This window comes from Gordonia sp. Z-3 (genome assembly GCF_036233855.1).
Classification (GTDB): domain Bacteria; phylum Actinomycetota; class Actinomycetes; order Mycobacteriales; family Mycobacteriaceae; genus Gordonia; species Gordonia tangerina.
Window position 1 is genome coordinate 60,175 of the sequence record NZ_JAZARS010000009.1, and the last position, 23,426, is coordinate 83,600.

At 66.2% G+C, this 23,426-nt stretch carries 18 protein-coding genes and 1 pseudogene; 8 read left to right on the top strand and 11 right to left on the bottom strand.

Features of this window, described 5'->3' with window-relative positions:
* Positions 1-145: 145 nt before the first annotated feature.
* Entirely contained in the window at positions 146-1,861 is a 1,716-nt protein-coding gene (locus VX037_RS12210; protein ID WP_328714437.1) for a hypothetical protein, read from the bottom strand.
* A gap of 358 nt (positions 1,862-2,219) precedes the next feature.
* Between VX037_RS12210 and VX037_RS12215 the strand changes: the two genes are divergently transcribed.
* Positions 2,220-3,155 carry an NADP-dependent oxidoreductase gene (locus VX037_RS12215; protein WP_328714605.1) on the top strand — a complete coding sequence of 312 codons (936 nt, stop codon included), beginning with the start codon at positions 2,220-2,222 and terminating at the stop codon, positions 3,153-3,155.
* Between the two features lie 87 nt (positions 3,156-3,242).
* Positions 3,243-4,397: an NAD(P)/FAD-dependent oxidoreductase gene (locus tag VX037_RS12220; RefSeq protein WP_328714439.1), complete on the top strand. Its 1,155-nt coding sequence runs from the start codon at positions 3,243-3,245 to the stop codon at positions 4,395-4,397.
* Between the two features lie 20 nt (positions 4,398-4,417).
* Here VX037_RS12220 and rsgA read toward each other — a convergent pair whose 3' ends face one another.
* Positions 4,418-5,485: a ribosome small subunit-dependent GTPase A gene (gene rsgA / locus VX037_RS12225; protein WP_328714440.1), complete on the bottom strand. Its 1,068-nt coding sequence runs from the start codon at positions 5,483-5,485 to the stop codon at positions 4,418-4,420.
* Positions 5,486-5,900: 415 nt separating this feature from the next.
* Here rsgA and VX037_RS12230 point away from each other — a divergent pair, with 415 nt between their 5' ends.
* Positions 5,901-8,096, top strand: a complete 2,196-nt coding sequence (locus VX037_RS12230) for an MMPL family transporter (protein ID WP_328714442.1) — start codon at positions 5,901-5,903, stop codon at positions 8,094-8,096.
* Positions 8,097-8,132: 36 nt separating this feature from the next.
* On the opposite strand, the gene VX037_RS12235 is transcribed toward VX037_RS12230, so the two are convergent.
* Positions 8,133-9,791: a UPF0158 family protein gene (locus VX037_RS12235; RefSeq protein WP_328714443.1), complete on the bottom strand. Its 1,659-nt coding sequence runs from the start codon at positions 9,789-9,791 to the stop codon at positions 8,133-8,135.
* A gap of 214 nt (positions 9,792-10,005) precedes the next feature.
* Between VX037_RS12235 and VX037_RS12240 the strand changes: the two genes are divergently transcribed.
* The 3 genes from VX037_RS12240 (at position 10,006) to VX037_RS12250 (ending at position 11,832) form a co-directional block, all read left to right on the top strand.
* Positions 10,006-10,500: a hypothetical protein gene (locus VX037_RS12240; RefSeq protein ID WP_328714445.1), complete on the top strand. Its 495-nt coding sequence runs from the start codon at positions 10,006-10,008 to the stop codon at positions 10,498-10,500.
* Between the two features lie 121 nt (positions 10,501-10,621).
* The gene (locus VX037_RS12245) at positions 10,622-11,080 is read left to right on the top strand and encodes a hypothetical protein (RefSeq protein WP_235726113.1); all 459 of its coding nucleotides are present in this window, start codon (positions 10,622-10,624) and stop codon (positions 11,078-11,080) included.
* A 14-nt stretch (positions 11,081-11,094) separates the two neighbouring features.
* Positions 11,095-11,832 carry a DUF6319 family protein gene (locus VX037_RS12250; protein WP_328714607.1) on the top strand — a complete coding sequence of 246 codons (738 nt, stop codon included), beginning with the start codon at positions 11,095-11,097 and terminating at the stop codon, positions 11,830-11,832.
* An 11-nt stretch (positions 11,833-11,843) separates the two neighbouring features.
* Here VX037_RS12250 and VX037_RS12255 read toward each other — a convergent pair whose 3' ends face one another.
* The 3 genes from VX037_RS12255 to VX037_RS12265 all read right to left on the bottom strand — a co-directional run bounded on the left by VX037_RS12255 (position 11,844) and on the right by VX037_RS12265 (position 15,266).
* Positions 11,844-12,440: a hypothetical protein gene (locus tag VX037_RS12255; RefSeq protein ID WP_328714447.1), complete on the bottom strand. Its 597-nt coding sequence runs from the start codon at positions 12,438-12,440 to the stop codon at positions 11,844-11,846.
* Positions 12,441-12,540: 100 nt separating this feature from the next.
* The gene (locus VX037_RS12260; protein ID WP_328714448.1) at positions 12,541-13,422 is read right to left on the bottom strand and encodes an exodeoxyribonuclease III; all 882 of its coding nucleotides are present in this window, start codon (positions 13,420-13,422) and stop codon (positions 12,541-12,543) included.
* A gap of 335 nt (positions 13,423-13,757) precedes the next feature.
* Positions 13,758-15,266, bottom strand: coding sequence for a protein adenylyltransferase SelO (locus tag VX037_RS12265; RefSeq protein WP_328714449.1), 1,509 nt, complete (start codon positions 15,264-15,266; stop codon positions 13,758-13,760).
* A gap of 316 nt (positions 15,267-15,582) precedes the next feature.
* On the opposite strand from VX037_RS12265, the gene VX037_RS12270 reads away from it, so the two are divergent.
* Together VX037_RS12270 and VX037_RS12275 are read left to right on the top strand one after the other, a co-directional pair.
* Entirely contained in the window at positions 15,583-16,956 is a 1,374-nt protein-coding gene (locus tag VX037_RS12270) for an MFS transporter (protein ID WP_328714450.1), read from the top strand.
* 24 nt (positions 16,957-16,980) lie between these two features.
* Positions 16,981-17,589 (top strand): TetR/AcrR family transcriptional regulator, encoded by a 609-nt coding sequence (locus tag VX037_RS12275; RefSeq protein WP_235726270.1) that lies wholly within the window; start codon positions 16,981-16,983, stop codon positions 17,587-17,589.
* Positions 17,590-17,686: 97 nt separating this feature from the next.
* Here the strand turns inward: VX037_RS12275 and VX037_RS12280 are convergent, their stop codons facing one another.
* The 5 genes and pseudogenes from VX037_RS12280 to VX037_RS12300 all read right to left on the bottom strand — a co-directional run bounded on the left by VX037_RS12280 (position 17,687) and on the right by VX037_RS12300 (position 23,417).
* Entirely contained in the window at positions 17,687-18,529 is an 843-nt protein-coding gene (locus VX037_RS12280; RefSeq protein ID WP_328714451.1) for a hypothetical protein, read from the bottom strand.
* A gap of 117 nt (positions 18,530-18,646) precedes the next feature.
* Entirely contained in the window at positions 18,647-19,780 is a 1,134-nt protein-coding gene (locus VX037_RS12285) for an amidohydrolase family protein (RefSeq protein ID WP_328714453.1), read from the bottom strand.
* A gap of 90 nt (positions 19,781-19,870) precedes the next feature.
* Entirely contained in the window at positions 19,871-21,421 is a 1,551-nt protein-coding gene (locus VX037_RS12290) for an MFS transporter (RefSeq protein WP_328714454.1), read from the bottom strand.
* Positions 21,414-22,466, bottom strand: a complete 1,053-nt coding sequence (gene dmpG / locus VX037_RS12295) for a 4-hydroxy-2-oxovalerate aldolase (protein WP_328714456.1) — start codon at positions 22,464-22,466, stop codon at positions 21,414-21,416. The genes VX037_RS12290 and dmpG overlap by 8 nt, the downstream gene beginning before the upstream one ends.
* A pseudogene (locus VX037_RS12300) lies at positions 22,463-23,417 on the bottom strand (acetaldehyde dehydrogenase (acetylating)). The gene dmpG and the pseudogene VX037_RS12300 overlap by 4 nt, the downstream one beginning before the upstream one ends.
* Positions 23,418-23,426: the final 9 nt, after the last annotated feature.

Sequence of the window (23,426 nt, forward strand, 5' to 3'; positions counted from 1 at the left end):
TCCGGACCGCAATCTCCTCCGGTGGCGGGGAACGCGCGCCTTGATCCGTGCGGAACTGCGGGGACGCATAATCCAGTTGCCGGCCTGCGGGAAGTCGGTTGAAATCTCGTGTTCGCTGATACCCCTCGCCCCGAGGGGGCAGCTTCTAGGGGTGTCGGCAGCGTCGGTCGCGATAGAGGTACATCACTCCGGCGCGCGGTGTCGCCGACGGTCTGCAGAGGCCTGCGTGTGCTCGTCGCAGCCGTGCACGCAGAGCGTCGCCGACCGCCAGGGTCTCGGGACAGGTCAGGATTGGCGTGGCAGTTTCTGGGTGGGTGCCACTCGGGCGGGCGCCGAGCGGATCGTGGACTGGAGTGCCGTCCCTACCCAGTGCTTCGACGGGTTCGGGACGACGACACTCGGCGCGGCGGCCGCGGGGATCGTCACAAGGGGATGGCTCGGCTGTAGGGGATGTGACGTCGTCTGAGTTGCCGGCGCGCGAACAGTCGGCTGCCGACCCATCCCGGGACGACGGTTCGAGCGCGGTCTCGTCGGTGAGAACAGTATCGCCCGTGCAACTTTCGGCATCGCCCACTCGTATCTCGCACCCGCGGGCGCTGTCCTCACCGACACCGGCTTCATCGATGCCGGGCTGTTCTCTGGGCGCTTCGGCCGATGTCGCTTCCGCCGATGTCGCTTCCGCCGATGTCGCTTCCGCCGATGTCGTTTCGGGCGGTGTCGTTTCGGGCGGTGTCGTTTCGGGCGTGGTTGTTTCGGGCGTGGTCGTCGCTGGCATGGTCGGGCCGTGTGTGGCCGTGGTCTCGGGTGTGACCTTGTTGTCGTCGACCGCGGCCGACGGGGTCGCGTTGGCGGCCTGCTTGCGGGTGCGGGCGGTGCAGGTGTCGTAACCGCATGCGCATTCCAGGCGCACGTCGGGGACGCTGTGGATTTCGGCGAGGGCGATGGCGCGTCGGTGTCCGACGCGGCGCGGGTCGCGGCGGCAGACCCGTTCGGCGATGAGGTCGGCGATGCGGTGTTGGAGGTGGATGGCGTGTTCGGCGCTCAGGCAGGCCGACATTTGCACGTGGCCGAAGGCTTCTTTGGCGAAAGTGACGTTCTGGAAGGCTTGAGCCACGTCCTCGCGGGCCTGGGCGTGGGCGTCGGGGTCCAGACTGATCAACGCGCTGTCGAGTTCGTCGCGCAGCACGGTGTCGGGAGTGGGCCGGTAGGCCAGTTCCAGGGCGATGTCTTCGAAATCGACGGGCGCGTCGGCCGGATCCTCGGGTGTCTTCTCGTCAACTGTGTCGTCCGTGGAGCCCGGGTCGTCACCCGTATCCGTGTCGTCGGTGCTCGCGTCGTCGTGGGCGCCGGTCTGCCCGTCTGTGGCGGGTTCGTCATCTGTTGTCGTGGGGGTGGGTCGGGGGCCGAGCGCTTCGTCGAGGATGTCGTTGAGGCGTGGTCGCAGGTTGCCTTTGGGGGCGGTCTGCGAGCTGGTGGCCAGTTCGGTGACGCGGTGGGTGCTGAAGTCTCCGGCGAGGTAGGCCAACCGGATTTTGGGCAAGTCGGCCAGCATGTGTGCCAGTGAGGCCCATTCGCCGGCTTTGCCGCGGGTGATGCCCAGTTGCAGGGAGATCTCGCCGATGGCGTATTTGTGGGCTGCGGTGTGGGAGCTGGAGTTGGCGTGTGGGCCTTGTCCGTTCATGCGGTCGTTGTAGGCGCGGTCGCCGATCATGCCGGCACCGAGCACGGTGCGGGCCTCGGATTGGCGGCTCAAGCGCAGCGTGTCGCGCACACCCTCGGCGTAGGCCATCTGTTCGGCGACACCATCGAGCGGCGCCGACAACACGGTGTCATCGGCGTCGTGATCGGTGAAGGAGAACACCAGACGACCCTTCTTTTGAGACGGCGGCGGCCAACGAATCAGGAACTACAGTCAGGCTAACGATGGGATCCGACAACAACGGTCCACCAGCATCGGAGGATGCGGCACCGGCGCGGCGTCATCGAACAAATCCAGAGTATCGACGGGGTACGACACGTTCGGTGCCACAGCGGCAGATCCGCGACTACAACCCACCAAGTCCTCGGCCGGACAATCCGATTCGCCGGGAGCGGTTCGAGTGCGCGTCACGGCTCGACGCTCGTTCTCGTGCAATGTGTCGCACTCTTGTCCAGTGGGTATCCACATTCGGCGTTACCTCTGGCTGTTGTTGTACTGGAAAGCGAGGATCGACACCAACATGCGCGCGATCACGTACTCCCGCTTCGGCGGGCCTGATGTCTTGGAGCTCACCGAATTGCCCGAGCCCAAAGTCGGGCCGGACTCAGTGCTGGTGCGCGTCCATGCCTCGAGCGTGAACCCCGTCGACTGGAAGGTGCGAGAAGGACACCTCGACCCGATCATGGACAGCGTATTCCCAGTCATCCCGGGCTGGGACGTGGCCGGAGTCGTCGAACAGGTCGGCCTGGACACACCCGAATTCCGCGTTGGCGATGAGGTGTTCGGCTACGTCCGCAAAGATGTGGTGGGCGGGACCGTCGCCGGCGGCACGTTCGCCGAGTTGGTCGCAGCGCCGGTCCGAACCCTCGCACACAAGCCGGCCACCTGGTCGTTCGAGCAGGCGGCTGCGGTACCTCTCGCCGGCCTTACGGCATATCAGACGACCCACCGCGCCGGTGTGCAGCACGACCACACGGTCCTCATCCATGCTGCCGCGGGTGGAGTCGGGTCGTTCGCGGTTCAGATCGCCCGATCGATCGGCGCGCGGATCATCGGCACAGCATCGGAGGACAACCACCAGTATCTGCGCAGCCTGGGCGCAGAGGCCATCACCTACGGTGAGGGCATCGTCGAACGTGTACGTGAGTTGGCACCCGAGGGTGTCGACGTGGTCCTGGACTATGTCGGCGGCGACGCGCTCGACCCGGTGCCCGACGTACTTCGTGACGGCGGAACGGTCGCCTCGATCACCGATGCCCGGGCGCGCGACGAGTTCGGCGGTCACTACATCTGGGTGCGCCCCGACGTCGCTGACCTCACCGAGCTCGCGCGCCTCGGCGACGCGGGCGAACTCGTGCCCGAGATCGCGGAGGTCTTCGACCTCGCCGAGGCCGCGGCCGCCCAACGGCGCAGCGAGTCCGGCCATGTCCGGGGAAAGATCGTCGTACGGATGTGACGACACAGTACGACTGTGGATACGCGACGCTTTCGTCGAGTCTGGTCACAACGTGTCGGCATCCGGCCGATTGGGTACCCGCATCAGGTGAATGACCGAGGGTTGATCGTGATCGGCAGCGGACCTGCCGGCGTCGCCGCCGCTGCGGCGTTTCGCGAGTATTGCGACGATGTGCCGGTACGGATGCTCACTGCCGATGTGGATCGGCCCTACTTCCGTCCACCGCTCAGCAAGGAGTTCTTGCGCGGCGGAACCGAGGACGTCAGCAGGGACGGTGCCGAGTGGTGTGCCGATCATGGCGTGGAATTGTTGACGGGCACGCGCGTCGACGCGATCGAGGTCGAGCAGCGCGTCGTTGTCGCGGCGGGCGCGCGGTACCCCTATACCGAACTGATCCTCGCGTGCGGTGCCAGTCCGACGCCGCCGCCGGTGCCCGGTGGAGATCTCGCGCACATACTGCGGTCACAGCGAGACGCGATACAACTGCGAGATGCGGCGCGTCGGGCAGATTCCGCGGTGGTCATCGGCGCCGGATTCATCGGGTGCGAAGCAGCGGCATCGCTGGCGATGCAGGGTCTTTCGGTGACATTGGTTGCACCAGACGAGTTCCCGCAGCAGAAACGCCTCGGCGCCGAAACCGGTCAGAGATTGGCGGCGCTGGTGGAGAAAGCCGGCACTCGGTTCGTCGGAGACACCAGGGTGCAGGAGATCACCGGCGACAGCGTCGTGCTCGACGATGGTGTGTCCGTGCACGCCGATCTCATCGTCGCGGCCACCGGCGTCGCACCCAACAGTGCTATCGCCGAGACCGGCGGGCTCGAGGTCAAGCACTCCCGCATCGTTGTCGACGCCGGGATGCAGACCTCCTGGCACGGCGTCTTCGCGGCCGGCGACGTGGCACTGGGCGTCAACACCACCGCGCGACGCCCGATCGCCATCGAGCACTGGCAGGATGCGACCAATCAAGGTGCGGTCGCCGGTCGGCGTGCCGCAGGGGCTGACGCGGCCTGGTCGCAGGTCCCTGGGTTCTGGACGACCATCGGCGACGAGACCCTCAAATATCACGCGTGGGGTGACGGATACGACCGCAGTCGACTCGTCGACCACGGCTCGGGTTTCACCGTCTGGTACGAGGCCGACGAAGCCGTCGTCGGCGTGCTGACACACAACGCCGACGACGACTACGACCTTGGGGAGAGGCTGATTCGCGACCGGAAGCCGGCGCCGGTCCCCATGCAGTGACCGGGTGGTCGCCGACGTGCTCAGCGGTGACGGTTGCCCGACCGGCGCTTGATGGCTCGTCGCATGCGCGCGATCTCCTTCTTGTTGTGTCGTTCCCGCTCAGCGCGAAGGCGGGCGTCGGAACGGGAGGCGACGTAGGCGTTCTCGCGGAGAAGTCGACGGTAGCTGTCGAGGCGGCGCTGGGGGATTTCGCCGGAATCCACGGCTGTCAGGACGGCGCACCCTGGCTCGACGGTGTGTGCGCAGTCGGTGAATCGGCAGTCGCCGGCCAGTTCGACGATCTCGGAGAAGGTCTGGTCGAGCCCCTCGTCGACCCCAAGAACACCAACACCCCGCAGTCCAGGGGTGTCCAGGAGGACTCCGCCCGTGGGCAGTGGCAACAACTCCCGCCAGGCGGTGGTGTGGCGGCCCTTGCCGTCACTGCTGCGCGCCGCCCCGGTCGCCAACCGGTTCTCGCCAAGCAGACAGTTGCCCAGAGTGGACTTGCCCACTCCGGACGGTCCGAGCAGAACGACCGTGCCCGCCAGCGCGCCGACCACGATGTCCATACCGTCGCCTCTGGTCGCGCTGGTGACCAGCACCTGCACCCCGGGCGCGACGCCCGACACCTCGTCCAACGCCTGCGGGACGTCGGCGCATCGGTCCGCCTTGGTGAGCACCACCACCGGAGTGCCGCCGCTTTCCCAGGCCAGCGCCAGTATCCGTTCGATACGTCCTGGCTTGATCGGATCTGCGAGAGAGACGACCACCACAACGGTGTCGACATTGGCGGCCAAAACCTGGCCCCGTGAGGTACCCGCCGCGGACGCTCGGACCACGGCGGTCCGACGCGGCACGATCGCCACGATTGTCGCGGTGTCGGTCCTGGTGGACGGTCGGAGTGCCACCCAATCTCCGGTGCAGGGTGTCAGCGATTCCGCTGCGGTGGATGGGGGAGATGCTGCCGCCCGCACCGGGCCGGTCTCGGCGACGACGTCGCAGTGCCCACGCTCGGCGCGCACGACCCGGGCCGGCACCAAACCGTGGGCGCGGTGGCCGGCGAACGACTTCTCGAGGTTCGTGTCCCAACCGAAGTCGGCGACGGTCATCTCGGGAACGGAAGTGAAATGGGTTGAGGGTTGATGGGTTTCGGGTTCAGGAAACACGGGAGATACCTTTGCCGGAGGGGCCTCCCGAGTCGGTACCCACGCCTGGCGAACTCAGACGGAACGAGCAGGATTCGTGGTGCGAGTCAGGATTGAGCCCGGGAAATGAGGACGAATGAGTCGCTGCACTCGGCAGCCCTACCGGCGGTCATCAACGCACACTCCTGGATCATGGCGGCGGACCCATCGCCTGCCGCGATGCCCACTCTAACGCCGCCCAATCGGATTCTCCACGGGTTTTCGCGGGTGTTCCCGCGCGGCAGTTCTACAAGGGTCAGGGGTGAGCCACGAATATCGAGGGAAAGTTTGGGTGGTTTCCCTGATTCTCTGAGCGGAGTCGCTACGTCACCATCAATGCATGTTCACGTCGGTGGCGGGATGGACGGTTCGCAATCGTTGGTCGGTGGTGGCCGGGTGGGCGGTCGCGCTCGTCAGTTGTGTTGTGTTGGCAGGGATCTTCGGCGGTGACTCGATCACGAACTTCGCCGACGACGAACGAACCGAATCCGGCCGAGCGCTCGCCACTCTCAACGCCGCGGCCGGGGGATCGGCGGCCGACGAGGCGCGCGTCGTTGTCTCGACCGCCCCGACCGTGCCCGGGGGCGTGCGAAACCCGGCGGTCCGGGCCGAGGTGGATGCGTTCCGTGAACGGATCACCGCCGTCGATCCCGACACGCAGATGGCAGACCTCTACACTGCCGAGGTCACCGGCGACACAGCGATCTCCTCGGACGCCACCGTCGGCTACACCACGCTGACCGTGCCAGCGCAATCTGATGGCGAGCGCGCGGATCTCGTCGCCGAGATCAAGGATGCATCATCACAGTTCGATGCCCCGGACAGCCGTGTGAACTTCGCGGGTGACTGGTTCGCCGACGAGGCACCGGCAGGCATGGGCGAGGCGATCGGCATCGGTCTGGCGATGATCATCCTGCTCATCGCATTCGGGACGGTCATTGCCGCGGGACTACCCCTGGTGACGGCGCTGTTCGGTGTCGGGGTCGGCGCGTCGGTACTCCTGCTATTGCAGAACGTGGTCGATACCCCGAGCTTTGCGGTGTCGCTTACCGCAATGCTCGGAATCGGGGTGGGCATCGACTACGCATTGCTCATCCTGACGCGATTTCGCGCTGCCCTGGCCGATGGCTGCGCGGTCCCCGACGCGGTGCTCGCCGCCATGAACACCGCCGGGCGATCGGTCGCCTTCGCCGGGGCGACGGTCACCATCGCCATCGCCGGTCTGCTGACCCAGGGTGGAGTGATCGGACCAACGATGACCCTCGCCGGGTGCGCCGGTGTGCTCGCGGTGATGCTGGCCGCCCTCACGCTGTTGCCGGCGCTGCTCGCGATCATCGGCACACGCGTCAACAAGCTCGCGATTCCGGGATTGCGGACCCGCCCCGGAGCCGACGGCGCGCTGGCCCAACGCTGGAGCCGGACCGTGCAGCGGCATCCATGGGGCGGGGTGCTGGTGGCCCTGGCGATCCTCATCGTGCTGACCATCCCGGCATTCGACCTGCGACTCGGCTTCGGCGATGCCGGCAACCGGCCGGCGCAGGACACCACCCGAATCGCCTACGACGATCTCGCCCGCGGTTTCGGTGCCGGCGCGAACGGGCCGCTGTACCTGGTCACCGAACTGCCTGACGGCGCCGGGGGAGTCGCCGAGCTCGACGCACTCGCCACCCGGCTCGAGGGCACCGACGGGGTCGCGACGGTGAGTCCACCGATCCCGCTGGGTCGCGTGGACGGCACTCCGGTGGCGATGCTGTCGGTCACGCCGACGACCGGCCCGCAGGATGCGGAGACGCTGGACCTGGTGCATCGCATTCGAGCCGATCTCATCCCGGAATCCGGATTGCCGGTGGAACTCACCGGCGCCGCCGTCGGCGGCAGCGACTTCGCCGAACTCACCCTCGACCGGCTACCGCTGATGGTCGCGGTAGTGCTGATCTGCTCGTTCCTGCTGTTGGCGTTGGCTTTTCGATCCCTTGTCGTCCCCACCAAGGCGATCGTGATGAACCTGCTCTCGCTGGGTGCCGCGTTCGGTGTGATCGTCGCGGTGTTCCAGTGGGGTTGGGGGATGGAACTCATCGGGGTCGGCAAGATCGGTCCCACCGAGGCCTGGGTGCCGATCGTGCTGTTCGCCGTCGCCTTCGGTCTCGCGATGGACTACGAGGTGTTCCTGGTTTCACGAATCCGCGAACGCTATCTGGCCACCGGCGATCCGACGACCTCGGTCACCGAGGGCCTCGCGAAGACGGCGCGAGTGATCACCGCCGCGGCCGCGATCATGGTGTGTGTGTTCGCGAGCTTCGTGTTCTTCGACGACCGCGGCCTCAAGGCGATGGGGCTCGGGCTGGCCACCGCAGTGTTCATCGATGCGACGGTGGTGCGAATGTTGTTGGTGCCCGCGACGATGGAGATCCTGGGTCGTTACAACTGGTACTGGCCGTCGTGGCTGTCGCGCGTGCCGTCCCTCGACGGGGTGCATCGAAGCGCCGTCGAGCCCGATGAATCCCCGGCCGTGTCGACACGCGCCGACGTCGGATAGACAGCGCGTCCATGCCGGTCGCCGGCGGTGTGTTGGTCATGTGGCCGAGCGCTCCTCGGAACGGTACCCCTTATTGCTCAACCACTGTCGCGCACGACCACGTTTACGTTCGGCGGAGAACATGCGATATCGGATGAATTCGTAGCCCGAGTCGAACAGCACGTCTTTGAATCGACGAAACGCGCCTTTGCCGGCCAGCGCGATGCTGAGCTTCTCGACGAGCGCCTCGTCGACCACCGAATCGAGGAAGTCCTCCATGTCGCGGTAACCCGACCGAGATCCGGTGTTCTCGACAAAGAACCAGCGGTCGGAATCCTCCAACTCGTCCTCATCGAACATGTCGCTGCCCACGTCGTCGAGCATGCTCTGCTCCCACGGCATACCGGTCTGGAGGTCGATGTACCCGTCGCCATTGCGCAGATCGCCCTCGAGGAGATCGGCGATGTCTTCGAGAGTCACAGCGATCGGTCGGAGCATGGGGGTGGGCCCGCCGAGGACGCCCTCGAGCTGCGCGGCGAGCTCGTCGTCGCCGTCCCAGCCCCGGGCACGCAGCGCGTTGGCACACTTGGCGGCCACGTCGTCGGCCCCGGCCACCTTGTTCTCGACGGCCGAGGTCACCGCGTCGCCGACGTATTGCAGGACCGCATGCACGGGGCGTTGCTTCAACAGGTCGACGAGTTCCGGGCCGGACGCGGCGACAGCTCGCCGGAGTTCCTTCAACGACGCATCGTCCCACGCCCGCCCAGACTGGTCACCGGTGTCCGGCGAAGGCGTTGTGGGCCTGCCAGATTCGAGTCGCTGCCGCAGCCACTCCGTCACGTCGCCGACTGCCGCAGTCGCGATCGGGGTTGGATGCCCGGTGAACCCATGCGGCACACCAGGGTAGATGCGGATGTCGACATCGTTGTCGGCGAGCGCGAGCCGAGCGGCCATGGCGATGTTGTCGTCGAGCAGGACGTCGCGCTCGCCGACAACAAGCAGCACCGGGGGTAATCCCGACAGGTCGGCGAAGACGGGCGAGACGTCGGGGATCGTCCGGTCCGATACGCCGCCCACATAGGCTTCGAGAAAGTACTCGTCGCAGATCAACCGGCCGGCCGGCGTGGTGGCGCTGAGGTCCCAGGTGCCGAAGTGCAGGGCGGCGCCCGCGACGTGGTGTGCCAGTGAATGATCGCGCAGCCGGAGCAGCGTGGTCACCGCAAGCGTCGCACCCGCCGAGAATCCACCGATCGTGATGCGGTCTGTGCCGAAGCGGTCGTGGGCGCAACCGATCAACCACCGCATCGCGGTCTCGCAGTCGTCGGGTGCGGCCGGCCACGGGTCCTCCGGCGCGAGCCGATACTCAACACCCACGACGACGCTCCCGAGCTCGTCGGCGAGCCGGCGGTTGCCGAGGTCGTCTTGGACGGCGGAGCCCAGATAGAAGCCGCCTCCGTGGATGTTCAGGTGAATGCCGCGGACCCGGCCGTCGGTGGGTGGGATGATCCGCACAGGCACCGACCGGCCGTCGACCTCCACTGTCTCCACTGTGGCGTGCGCGTCGGGAACGGCACGCACCTGTTTGCGACGGGCCGCCGCGAGTTCGTCGCCGTCGCGTGGCCCGCGACCGGTCGGCGTGTTCCGGTAGTAGGCGAGTGACTCGGCGAGATCGCCCTCGGGCACCGGAACCGCGATGTCGCTCATCCGCAGTTGCATGCGAGCACCTCCTCCGAATCCCTTCTACCCGGACAGCGGGCGAGCATTCAACGTGTTGCGATGAGTCGGGAGCAGCACCGCGTTTTTCAGCCGGATGGAGCTCACCGACCTGGGCGACCAACAGTTGTGCACACCGCCCGGAGGCCACCGTCGATCTCCCGTACCGTGAGCGTGCGGATCTCGACCCGCCGGACGCTCAGACAGGAGACTTGCTGTGGCCAACAATCAGTCGCCGGCCCCATGGCCGCTGAAGGCTCGAGCAATCAGCGAATCCACCGACCACGGCATTCGCGCGGTGCGCGCACACGACCTCGCCGGCTTCGCGGAAGCCCTCGAACAACTCGCCATCCACCCCGAGGCCCGCGAGGTCCACGCCCACATGGTCCGCGAACTCATCGAGACCCGATACCAGGACGGTGTGACCGGTGACGATGTCGCCGATGTGCTGTCCCGCACGGTCGGCGACTCCGGCGCCTGGCATGCACCAGTCGATCCGTCGGCCGTGGTGGTGGTGCTCACCGGCAGTCTGGGCGTGGCCGAACGTTCTGACGATGACGGTCCGCCCGCGACCATCCCGCCGGCTGAGCTCAACGGCGCGGCGATCCTGGTGATCGCCCACCTCGCGGCCGATGCCGCAATCGATCATCAGCAGTATCTGGTGCGTGCCATCGAGGAGATACGCCGCGCTCAGACGGTGGAGATGCCCTGAGCAGTTGCGCAGCAGCTGTCCGGTCGCCGTCCGCTGCCGTCGCCGACGCTGCTCGGTTCGCGCCCTATCTGTTGTCCTGCGCCGGACACCAGTGTCGGTGCCGTGTCGTCCCGTCAGCACCATGACCACTTGGGACGCGATCACGGCTGCCGTCGGCCTCGCGCTGGGTGGCGAGCCGGACCGGGGTCGTGAGGAGTTGATGGCCTGCTGGATTGCCACGGGTGAATCCGATGCCGGGCAGCGATGCGTCATCGCGCACTACCTCGCCGACCTTCAGTCGGAACTGGCCGACGAGGTGATGTGGGATGAACGAGCGTTGGACGCGCACTCCAGGATTCAGGGCTCGGAGCTCGCGCACGTGGGTATCGACGATGCCCGCGGCATGGCACCGAGCCTTCATCTGAACCTGGTAGATGGCTATCTGAGGCAGGGCGAGACCGCTGTGGCGCGCCAACATGCGACCGCTGGTGTCGCCATGGCCGATTTTCTACCTGACGACGGCTACGGGCGGCTCATCCGTGACGGGCTCGATCGACTGACGACGCGGATCGACAACGTGTCGGACAACCACTCGACGTGACCATGTTCGCACACATGTGCGAACATGGTCAGGTGACTTCGCGCAGCAAAGCCGGACTGACCGCCGATGATCTCGAATCCCTGTCCTCGAGTCTCGCCGCAGGCAAACGGGTCACCGTCTACCTTCGCGATCCGATGCCTGCCCTCGGACTCGAGGCCGGGGTATCGGCGCGCGTCCTGTCCATCGACGGCGCCACCGTGATCGCGAGCCCGAAAGGTGTGGACGATCAGCTGCCGTTCGAAGCCGATGAACTCCATCGGACTCGTGCGGCGGCAGCATCTGCCACCGCGCCGCGACCGCGCGCATCGTCGGCGGGGCACGCAGCTCCGCCTCCGGCACCGGCGAAGTCGCCACGAAACACACACCGCACGGCCAAGCCGCCTGCGGAATCGACGGCCGCAAAGTCACCCCGCGAGCCGGCACCGCCGACCGCGGCAGCCAAGACAACCCGCCGCGCCAAGCCGGGCACAGCAGCCGTCAGTGTCACCGTGACAGCGGTCGATGCGACCACCTGGAAGGTGTCGGTGATGCATGGCACCAAGAAGCTGGGCAAGGCCACCGAGGTGACCGCCGACCGGGTGGCGAACGCCATGCGGGAACTCGGCGACACCACCGCCATCTCAGCGGTGGACGACGTGATCGAGTCCGCACGCGCTGCCGCACAGAAACGCATTGACGAGCTCAACGACGAACTCGAGACGGCGCGCGCCGCCTTGGCTCAGCTCGACGATCGCCTCGGCAACAGCAGTTGACACAACCTGTGTCAGGCTGACTCCATTGCCCGCTTCGCCTTTTCCAACGCGGCGAGCGTACGCAACACGGACTCGCGTTTCGCCGTCAGATCGGACACCTTCGCCTTACCGCCGAGACCGGATTCTTGCTGCGCGACCGCGAGACGGTTCTCGATGTCCGTGAGCTGCGCCAGCAGGCCCTCGGCTCGGTTGACGAGTTCGGCGCTGTCGGGGCGGGAGATATTCGTGGGTCGGGTGCCTCCGGACGCGGCGACCGTGGGCTTGTCAGCCGGCGCCTTCGCGGCGGTCGTCGCAGCGGGGGAGGCGGATCGGGTGACCGCGGTTCGCTGCCTGGACCGTGACGCTCCCCGGGACGGCGTGTGGGTACGGGTTCGGGTCAGCTCTGCCGACGCCGCGCCGGCCGCGACCCGGTGCGCGCGCTCCTCCTCATCGTCGGACTCCACCGAGCCACCCAACGGACGCAGACCGTAGAAGCCGACGAACTCACGAGCCGCGGCGATCGTCTGCTCTGCGGTGCGACAGCGCCCGCACCGCGGTTCATCGCGGAAGTCCGCGACGTCCTCGTCGGACGAGCACCACACGCATTCCTCGGTGGTGACGTCGGTCATGGAAGCACTGGTAGCGAGGGAAGGCACGGGTGAACATAGTACGACACATGGCTTTTCGCTTCGCGCCGGGGGTTTCGCTGCACCGTACCGCGGCGGCCGGTTATCCGGACCGGAGCTGATCCGGGTCCCGGTAGGTCACCACCAGCGGAGCGTGATCAGACAGTCGGTCGGCCGGCGACAGCCCTTTGTCCACCACGACATCGATCGCCCGGCGTGCGAGGCCGGGCGTCGCGAGCTGGTGGTCCACACGCCAACCCACATCCTTGGTGAAGGACTGACCGGCCCAGCTCCACCAAGTCAGTGGCCCGGGTCGTTCGCCGTACACCTGTCTCACCACGTCGACGAGCCGACGCGTACCCAGGATCGAATCGAACCAAGCCCGGTCTTCAGGTAGGAAGCCGTCCATGGTGCGAGCGGCACGCCAGTTCGTCACATCGTGTTGTGTGTGGGCGATGTTGAGGTCGCCGGCAAGCAGGAATTCGCGCCCCGCCCGCAGCGCCGCGAGACGGCTGCGGTCGAGCTCGCGCGCGAACGCCGTGAGGAAGCGCTGCTTGCGCGCATACTTGGCGCCGCCGTCGGGCGCGTCGCGCATCGCCCCCGGCCGCTGACGGTCTCCAGGCAATCCGCCCTTCGGTAGGTAGAGACAGGCGATCGTGACGGGCCGGTCGGCCAGGTCGACCTCGATGTAGCGGCCGTGGGTGGCGAACTCGCAAAGTCCACGCGCGCGCGGTGGGTGGGTCACCCACGTCCGCACGGCCGCGGGCGACAATCGTGTGAGCACGGCGACCCCGTTGCGACCGGCCGAGGACCCGACATCGGCGGCCACCGAATAGCCGGGGAAGTCACCGAGGTCAGACATCCGACAACGTAATTCCTGAATCGCGACAATGTCGGGGGACCGCTCGGCGAGCCAGCGATCAAAGCCACGACGACGCGCCGCCCGTATCCCGTTGACGTTGAACGAAACGACCGTGAAGGACATCAAGCCATCTTGCCAATCCTTCATTCTCGGGCAAGTAATTCAGTTTGCAGCTATGCCCACTTCACTATGGTAATTATGGGTTGTCGGGGTTTCAGTTCCGGATTGCTCGAAGACATCTGACCCGAGTTGCGCGCATTCGGTTCTCAAAGATGTTCCTGTGCAATCTGTTGGGACTCGCAAGCTTCCGGCGCCCGCACGCGCACATCGATCATCATTCAGAAAGGCATATCCATGCTCATCGGAATCGTCGAAGCAATCAGAGACCTGCACGTCGGTGCGTATGATTTACTGCTCGCGCTGCTTTCCACCGGTAGCGCCGGCAGTAGCTAGCACGATCACGTCCCGCAGAACGTCTGGAAACTGTCACTGAAGGACGCCGGGGCTGGCCCAGCGAAGTGCTCCCACTCGGTGCGCGGCTCGAACGGATGCGTGACAGCGTCCATCAAGCGCTCGAACGGCGTCAGGTCGCCGTCGGTGGCGGCACGTAACGCGAAGTCCACTTGGTGGTTGCGCGGGATGTAGAGCGGATTGATGCGGTCCATCGCGGCAGCCGTCTGCGCTCGATCGCGCCCGAGCCGATCCAGAGTTGCATGCCAGCGGTGCAGCCAGGGGTCTACGTCCTCGCGGGGGATGGCGTCGACCAGCGCTGTCGGGTCGCCTCGAAGCTCGGACGCGAGTGCACGGAAGGCTCCCGTCCAGTCGGCACGGTGGGCGGCCATCAGGGTCACCAGGTCGTCGACGAGTTCTGGCTCGCCGAAAGCGTCGGTCAGCCCGATCTTGTTCGCCATCCCGGCGAGGAAATGCTGCTGATACCGGGCGTCGAAGGTGGACAACGCCGCGGTCATCACGGCGATCGCCTCGTCGGCCGTCGGACCGGCCAACGGAAGTAACGTTTCGGCGAAACGCGCCAGGTTCCACTTCACGACGTCGGGCTGATTGGCGAAGGCGTAGCGTCCGCCGTGGTCGATGGAGCTGAAGACCGCCGCCGGGTCGAAGGCGTCGAGGAAGGCGCACGGACCGTAGTCGATGGTTTCACCGGAGATGGTGGTGTTGTCGGTGTTCATGACGCCATGGACAAACCCGACCAGCATCCAGTCGGCCACCAGGGCCGCCTGCCGCTCGAGCACCGCCTCGAAGAATGTGAGGTAGCGGTTGCCACTTCCCTCGGGCGCGAGCCCTAGCAGGTCCGGGTAGTGGCGATTGATTGCGTAGTCGGCCAATGGCTGGACCAGCTCGGTGTTGCGGGCCGCGAGCTCGAAGGTCCCCACGCGGAGGTGGCTGGCGGCCACACGGGTGAGCACAGCGCCGGGCTCGAGGCGGTCGCGGCGCACATCTCGGCCGGTCGCTACGACTGCGAGTGACCGGGTGGTAGGTATACCCAGCGCGTGCATCGCCTCGCTCACCAGGTACTCGCGAAGCATCGGACCGACCACCGCGTAACCATCACCGCCACGCGAGAACGGCGTCGGACCAGAACCCTTGAGCTGCAGGTCGACTCGATGGCCGTCCAGGTCGATAAGTTCACCGATAAGCAATGCGCGACCGTCCCCGAGCAGCGGGGCGTAGTTGCCGAATTGGTGACCCGAGTAAGCCGTGGCGACCGGATCGGCGTCCGCCGGTGCCGCCGCACCCGACAGGAGCGCGATGCCGTCATCTGCGCGCAACGCTGCCGCGTCCAGCCCCAAGGCCTCGGCCAGTTCGTCGTTCAGCACCAGCAGCCGGGGGTCGGGCACGTCGGCGCCCTTCCACGCCACGGTCAGCGGCGGCAGTTCGTCGGCGAAAGTGCGCTCGAAGCCGGTGATCGCGGGGCTCGTGCGGGTGGGGGAGTCGGGACCTGCAGACACTGCTCCAGGATAACCACAGGTGGGCTGGCCAGTGGATGTCCGCAGCGGAGGTCGTCGTCCGCAGCGTCGAGAAGGCACCCGTACAAGCCATTGCCACGCTTCCCGCTGTCTGGACTGTGGTGGCCATCGCTGTCGCAGCGATCGGCGCCTCGCATAGTTGGTGGGGGCTGCTGTGGCCGCGATTGTCTTCGTTGCCATCGGTTTTACGATTTCGACCGGCGCGACACCCCCTGAACGATCCCCGTGGCATAGCGATCCCGGCATGCGCGCCGATGCACTTTTTGTGATACACACGTATCACGAAAGGTGGTGGCCCATGATTGACGCGAGATGGGCTGCGTTGTGGATGGCGTCGGCAGCGCAGCTGATGGTGGTGCTCGATGTGTCCGTGGTCAACATCGCACTGCCGGCGGTGGGCGACGACCTGAGGATGACCGATGCCGCGTTGCAGTGGGTTGCGAGCGGCTACGCACTTGCGTTCGCCGGGGGATTGTTGGTCGGCGGTCGGTTGGCCGATGTGTATGGGCTGCGACGGGTTTTCGTCTTCGGGCTCGGGGTGTTCATCGCGGCGAGTGTGATCGGCGGGCTGGCGGTGTCGGGGGAGATGCTGATTGCCGCTCGGGTCGTGCAAGGGGTGGGCGCGGCGATCGCGTCACCGGCGACGTTCACGATTCTCACCCGCACTTATCCCGAGGGGCCTGTGCGGACCCGCGCGGTGGCGGTGTGGACCGGGGTCAGCCTCGTCGGTGGCGGAGTGGGAAACATCGTCGGTGGCGTGTTCACCGAGGTGTTCACTTGGCGGGCAGTGTTGTTGATCAACGTTCCCATCGGCTTGGCCGTGGTCTTGTGCGGGATGGGCGTCGTGGTGGGCAACGCAGAGGGTGGCACCAACAGTCGGCTAGACCTGGTCGGCGCGGTTCTGGCCACCGTCGGCCTTTGCGCGATCACTTACGGTGTGAGCGAGATCGACATCGGCACCGAATGGACCGCCGGTGGGGCGATAGCACTGGGGGTGGCGACGTTGTCGGCGTTGGTCGCCCAGCAACGCCACAGCAGTTCAGCCATCGTGCCCGTCGCGTTGATTCGCAATCGGACCGTTGTGGCGGGAAACCTGCTGACCCTGCTCACCGGGGCGTGTTTTCAGGTACCGATCTGGATTTTCCTGACCTACCTGATGCAACGGTCGATGGGCTACAGCCCCGTGCAGGCCGGCTTTGGCTTCCTCCCACTCACTTTCGTCACCATGGTCGTCGGCGTCCACGTTGTTCCGCGCCTGATGACACGCCTTCCGGCCCGCCATCTCATTCTTGCTGGCGCACTCGTCGCGGGCGCAGGGTTCGTGTGGCAGGCATCGGTGTCGCTTGACACCTACCTCACGACCATCGCCGGGCCGGCAATCATCATCGGCATCGGTGGCGGCTTGATGAACACCCCGCTGGCGACCGCGGTCACCAGTGGCATCAACCCCTCAGATGCCGGGGCCGCATCCGGACTGATGAACACCAGCAAACAGTGCGGGGGAGCTCTTGGGCTGGCTGCACTCGGCCTGGTCGCCGGCTCCTATACCGACTACCGGCCGGCATTTCTGGCCATGGCAGCCTGCATGGGTGTCGTCGCCGCGGGAGCCGCAGTCGCCCTGAGGCCCCCGATACCACGCGCGGACGCCGCAGCGGGCACCGTGGACCGGTAGCCCGAGACCTGGAAAGGGACACCCATGCCAGCACGCGTCGACCACGATCAACGCCGCCGCACCATCATCGACGGTCTCCTCGACGTTGCTGCCCGTGACGGCCTGCACGCAGTCACCCTGCGCGCGGTCGCCGAAGCCGCCGGAGTGTCACTTCGCCTCGTGCAGTACTACTTCGACGACAAGAACGCGCTATTGCACGCGGGGCTGCACCACCTCGAGGCCATGAGCAATGAGCGCTGGGAGGAACGCATCGTCAGCCTCGGACCGACCGCGACGACACGCGAGATCCTTGAAACCTACTTCGACGAAGCACTGCCCACCGACGCCCGGAGCCGCCGGTTCCACATCGTGTTCACCGCCTACGCCACGCTGGCAATCACCGACCCATCACTGGCCCGCACCCCGTTCGTTGAGGGCCCGCGCCGCCTTCAGGCCACTGTCGCCGACCTGCTGAAGACAGCGTGCTCCGCCGGCGAGATAGACTCGGACATCAGCCCGGAGCGAGAAGCACAACGCCTCATCGCCTTCGAACACGGTCTCGGCACCGGCATTCTGATCGGCCTGCACACAGTCGAGTCGGCGCACGGACTCTTCCGCTATCACCTCGACCAGCTGTTCACAATGAACACGTGACCGAGTGAACATCAGCCCTGGTTGGCCTTGGCCCTTTGGGCATCTTCGGACGCATTGGCATCTGCCGACCAGTACGCCAGTCCGCAACCACCCTTCGTCAGGCCGCGTCAAGCGTAGTGATCGATCCGGCGGTGTAGCGAAGACTGTTGTGCTCCAGCGCGGTTCCGATTCTCGCCAACAGCTCGACACACGGCCAGAGCGGCCCTGGCACATCGGCACCACGGACTGTGGTGACGTCGAAACACGTCACCTCGGTCAAGGTGGACGACCGCCAACCGTCACCGCGCAGCCACTGCAGATCACGGCTTCGCGTGAGGGGAGCCAGCATCAGTCGGCGCGGACCGTCGTTCGTAACCGCCTGGGACACACCACCGTGCTCGGTTGTCTTCGTCCACCACAGCACGCCGTCGACGTCGACCTCGGGCATCGTCGGTCCGCCGGGAAGGCTCTCGCGAGCGCGGATCGGGGACTTGCTGAAGACGAACAGCCCAGACTCGCCTATGCCCGTCAGGCTTCGCGCGTCTTCTGCCGAAACCTCGATCGACGCGAGCGCGTCATTGACCGCTTCGGGCACCCAAACCGGCGTCAGGCTCTGCAGCACCTCGACCGCTGTGGTCGAGTGCATCAGGTTTCCGCCGAGCATGCGACAGAGGTAGTCGTTGTCGAGTTGCTGCGCTGCGACTTCGTCGAAATCGGCATCACCTGGACCCCGCCCGGCGTCGGTAAGCGCGTCCAGCTCAGCTTCGTATGCGCTGTCGCGCGCACCGACCATGTCCAGGTACGCCGTCCATTCGACAGACAGATCGCGATACGCCTGGGCCAGCTCCCGATGTATTCGCGGCAGACCGATGGACAACCACGGACGTGCGCGATTGCCCTTGCGCCTGCCGTGCGTGCGGCCTCGTCGGCCTGGTCTCGGTGTGCGGTGTTTGCTCGACATGCGGGCAACAGTAGGGCCATTGGGCACTCGGACCGTCGTTCGTATCCACAGGCCTGTCGCTTGTCCACAGCGGCCGCGCAACGTCACACAAGACGCGTGAAGCGTATGGGCTGTTCCTCAGCTCACGGCAGCGCGCAAACGGGGCAGTTGCCGCAGCGCGTTGATGCGTTCGATCTCGTAGCGTTGGCCGGCGTTGAAGACATCGCTCAATCCACGAGCGGGGTCGCCGCTCCCCTCGAGGAACACGGTTTGGCTGAAGGGCCAGTCGGAGCCGAAGACGATATGAGAACGCGGTGCGACCGCCAGCACCGACCGCATTGCAGCTTCGGACGCACTCAGCGCGGTGTCGAAGTAGAACGTGCGGATCAGTTGTTGGACGTCGAGTGCCGAGGGACGCGGAACGCCGGCTGGCCAATGGGTGCCGACGGGTGTTTCGGCAAGGACACCGATGCGCCATGACAGGAATGGCAGCGTCCCGCCGGCGTGGGAGAGTTGAAACCGGATGCCGGGGTAGCGGCGCAGAGTGCCGCCGGCGAGCATCAGGGTGGCTGCGCGGGTTGTGTCGAAAGTGAACTCTTCGAGGAAGTCCGGAAGTGGGAGTGAGGGTTTGGCGTTGTCGGGGATGGCGGCGGGGTGGACGAACACGAACGCCTTTCGGCGGTTGAGTGCCGCCATGAGCGGCTCGAATCGCGGATCGCCGAGATAGACGCCGTCGTACGCGGACAACAACACCACGCCATCGAGGTGGAGGGTGTCGAGCGCGTATTCGAGTTCGGCGATCGAGGCCGCGACGTCGGGCATGGGCAGCACGGCAAATGCGCCGAAGCGGGTGCGATGGGTTCGGAAGAGTCGGGCGGCGTAGGCGTTGCAGTAGCGGGCAAGATCGCGGGCTTCCTTGCCACGCAGAAAGGACACGCCCGGGTCGGACACCGACAGTGCCTGGGATTGAATGCCCCATCGGTCCATGAAGTCGATCGCTGATTCCGGCGACCATTGTGGGGTGGGGTAGCCGCCGATGGTGAAGTGCCCATGCTCGAGCAGTGCGACACGGTACTCCGGTGGGAGGAAATGGGCGTGGAGGTCGATCCGGTAGCGCCCCGAAGGAGCAGGTGCAGCCACCGCTGGTGCAGCGCTGGTCGCAACCGCGGCTCCGGCAGCCACCGCGCCGGCACCGATGAGTAGTGATCGACGACTCACGGCGGACGGGGCCTCAATGTCACTGGGCGAGGACGGATTCGGGGTGGTGGTCATCGGCTATGGGCCTTTCGGGGAATGAACTGGTGACTACGTCGAGATCGACGATCTCGGCTGGACTCGGATATCAGGTGGGCCGGGTGTGACTCACCGGTTATCGGTGACGTCGCTGTCGGGTTGTTGTCGAGGAGCTTTGAGCGCGCATCCGAGCGCGGCGACGAACAGTACGACCGCAACCGAGATCATCGACGCCGACATACCGTCGATGAATGCGCCGCGAACCGCGGCACCGAGTTGCGCACCTGGTGGCCCGCCGAGTTGTTCCGCGGCGGCCAGACCCCCGGCGGCCGAGTCCCGGACTGCATCGGCAGCCTGGGCGGGAAGCGTGGTGAGGTCAGGCAGGTGGTTGCTGTACTGGCTGGAGAACACCGAGCCCATGATCGCGATCCCGACAGCCGAACCGACCTCGCGCGTGGTGTCGTTCATGGCGGACGCGACGCCTTGATGGTCACGTGTGAGGGAACCGACGATGGCGCTGGTACCCGTGGAGCTGGCCACACCGATGCCGAGACCGGCCACGATCAGGCCGCCCAGAAACGGGGCGTACCCGGAGTCGACGTGCAGGCGTGAAATCCAGAGCAGGCCCACCGCAATGAGCGCCAGCCCGGCGGCCATCACATACTTCAGGCCCACCCACGACACCAGGCGCGGAGTGACTGTGGCAGTCGGCATCACCACTGCTGCCACGGGGATCAATGCGATCGCCGCCAGCAGCGGGCTGTAGTCGAGGATGAGTTGCAGGTACTGCAACCCCACGAAGAAGAACCCGAAGATTGCCATGAACTGGGTCAGCACCACGATCGCGCCCGCTCGGAATCCGGGGAGCCCGAACAACTGGGGGTCGAGCAGAGGGTGTTGGGTGCGCGTTCCTTGGACGGCGTAGACGACGAAACCGAGAACGCAGACTCCCGCACAGATGAGGACAGGGAGAGTCGTCCAGCCGCGGTCGTTGCCTTCGATGATCGCGAAGACCAGCGTGCCGATTGCGATAGATGTTGCGAGCGCACCGATCACATCGAATCTCTGCGGGTCGCGATCACGGGTGTTCGGCGCCAGGGCTGCGGCGGCGACCGCGGCCACCACGCCGACGACGGCGCTCGTGATGAAGATCGATTCCCATCCCCAGCGTTCGAGCAGACTTCCGGCGACGAGCATGCCGATGATCGCTCCGGCCGCAGCGAATCCCGACCAGATCGCCACGCCTCTGCTGCGCTGCTCGGGTGGGAAGGTCGCAGTGATCGTCGACAATGTGCCGGGCATGATCATCGCTGCGCCCACGCCCATCACGACTCGTGCAGCGATGAGGGTGCTCGTTGTGTCGGCGTAAGCGGCTGCCAGCGAAGCGCCACCGAACACGATCGCCCCGACGATGAGCACTGATCGCCTGCCGATCCGGTCGCCGACGGCTCCGAGTGGGAGAACCAGGGCCGCGAGCGCAACGGTGTAGCCGTCGGCGATCCAGGTCAGTGATGTGTTGTCCGCCCCGAGACTGATCGCCAGGCCAGGGAGCGCGAGGTTGAGCGCGGACACCGAGGCGACGACAAGGATGAGCGCCAGGCACATGGCGACGAGCACTCCACGGTGTCCCCACCGGCCCGTCGGCAGATCGGCACCGGGGGAGAAGGACGTCTCAGACATCGGCCGTCGCGTCATCGTCGACCGCAGGAGTCTGCGATTGATCATGGGCAAGGAGATCCAGCGCGATGTCGACGAGCATGTCTTCCTGACCACCGACCATGCCGCGGCAGCCCGCTTCCACCAGCACGCTGCGTGCATCGATGTCGTAGCGTTCGGCGATGGTCTCGGCGTGGCGCAAGAAGCTGGAATACACCCCCGCGTAGCCCAGGGTCAGGGTTTCGCGATCGACGCGTACGGGACGATCCTGCAATGGACGGACGATGTCGTCGGCGGCGTCCTCGAGCGCATCGAGATCGCAGGGGTGGTCGATACCGAGACGCGAGGCGGCTGCCACAAACACCTCCAGCGGGGCGTTACCTGCGCCGGCGCCCATACCGGCCAGCGACGCGTCGACACGGGTCGCGCCATGTTCGACCGCCACCAGCGAGTTGGCCACACCCAGTGAGAGGTTGTGGTGGGCGTGGATGCCGATCTCGGTGTCGCCGTGCAGAACTCCACGCAAGGCGTCGCAGCGCTCGGCGATGTCACGCATGGTCATCGCACCGCCCGAATCGACGACGTACACGCAGGTCGCGCCGTAGGACTCCAACAAGACCGCTTGACGGGCCAACTCCTGAGGGGTGGCCATATGACTCATCATCAGAAAGCCGACGGTGTCCATGTCGAGTTCGCGGGCAGCCGCGATGTGTTGGGCGGAGATGTCCGCTTCGGTGCAGTGTGTCGCGACACGCACTGTCCGGGCGCCGGCGCGGTAAGCGTCTTTGAGGTGGTGCACGGTACCGATCCCGGGTAGCAGCAGCGTCGCCACGGTGGCGCGCTCGACCACGCCGGCCACGGCTTCGATCCATTCCAGATCGGTGTGGGCACCGAAGCCGTAGATACAGCTCGAACCGGCAAGTCCATCGCCGTGCGCGACCTCGATCGAATCCACTCCCGCTGTGTCGAGTGCAGTCGCGATGGCAACCGCTTGCTCGGTCGTGTACTGGTGCCGGATCGCGTGCATGCCGTCTCGCAGCGTGACATCGCTGACGTACACCGTGGTCATGATGGGACTCCTGTGGCCTGGGTGGCGTGAACGGCGATGCGCTCAGCGGTGGCCTTGGCGGCCGAGGTCATGATGTCGAGATTGCCGGCGTAGGCCGGCAAATAGTGGGCTGCGCCGGTCACTTCGAGCATCGTGGTGACCCGTGTACCGCTGAACTTGCCGGTCTCGGGGATGTGGAGCGGATTGTCCGCGCTGAACGTCTCGAACTGCACGCGTTGCTTGAGTCGGTAGCCGGGCACATAGCCGTTGACCCGTTCGACCATCTCGGTGATCGACGCTTCGATGGCCGAGTGATCGGTGTCGCCGTCGACCAGGCAGTACACGGTGTTGCGCATGAGGATAGGCGGGTCGGCCGGGTTGAGGATCATCACTGCCTTGCCGCGCTGCGCGCCCCCGACGTCGCGCAGCGCGGTGGCGGTGGTCTCGGTGAACTCATCGATGTTCGCGCGCGTTCCCGGCCCTGCCGATTTGGAAGAGATCGAGGAGATGATCTCGGCGTACGACACCGGAGCGACTGTGCCGACGGCGGCGACGATCGGGACGGTCGCCTGCCCGCCACAGGTCACCATGTTCAGGTTCGGCGCATCCAAGTGCTCATCGAGATTGACCACCGGCACGCAGAACGGACCGATCGACGCCGGCGTGAGGTCGAGCACCCGGACCTTGGTGGCCTCGAGTGTGCGCCAGTTGGCGCGGTGCGCACCGGCAGAGGTGGCGTCGAAAACCATGTGTACCGGCGAATTCGTCCATGGCGAGCAACCCGTCGATCCCTTCGGCGGTGGTGGCGACGCCCAAGCGCTCGGCACGCGCCAAGCCGTCGGAGTTTGGGTCGATCCCCACCATGGCGACCACCTCGAGGGGACCGTCGCTGCGGAGGATCTTGATCATCAAATCGGTGCCGATGTTTCCCGAGCCGATGATGGCAACCGGGTAGCGCTGTGTTCTGGTCATCGGTGGCTC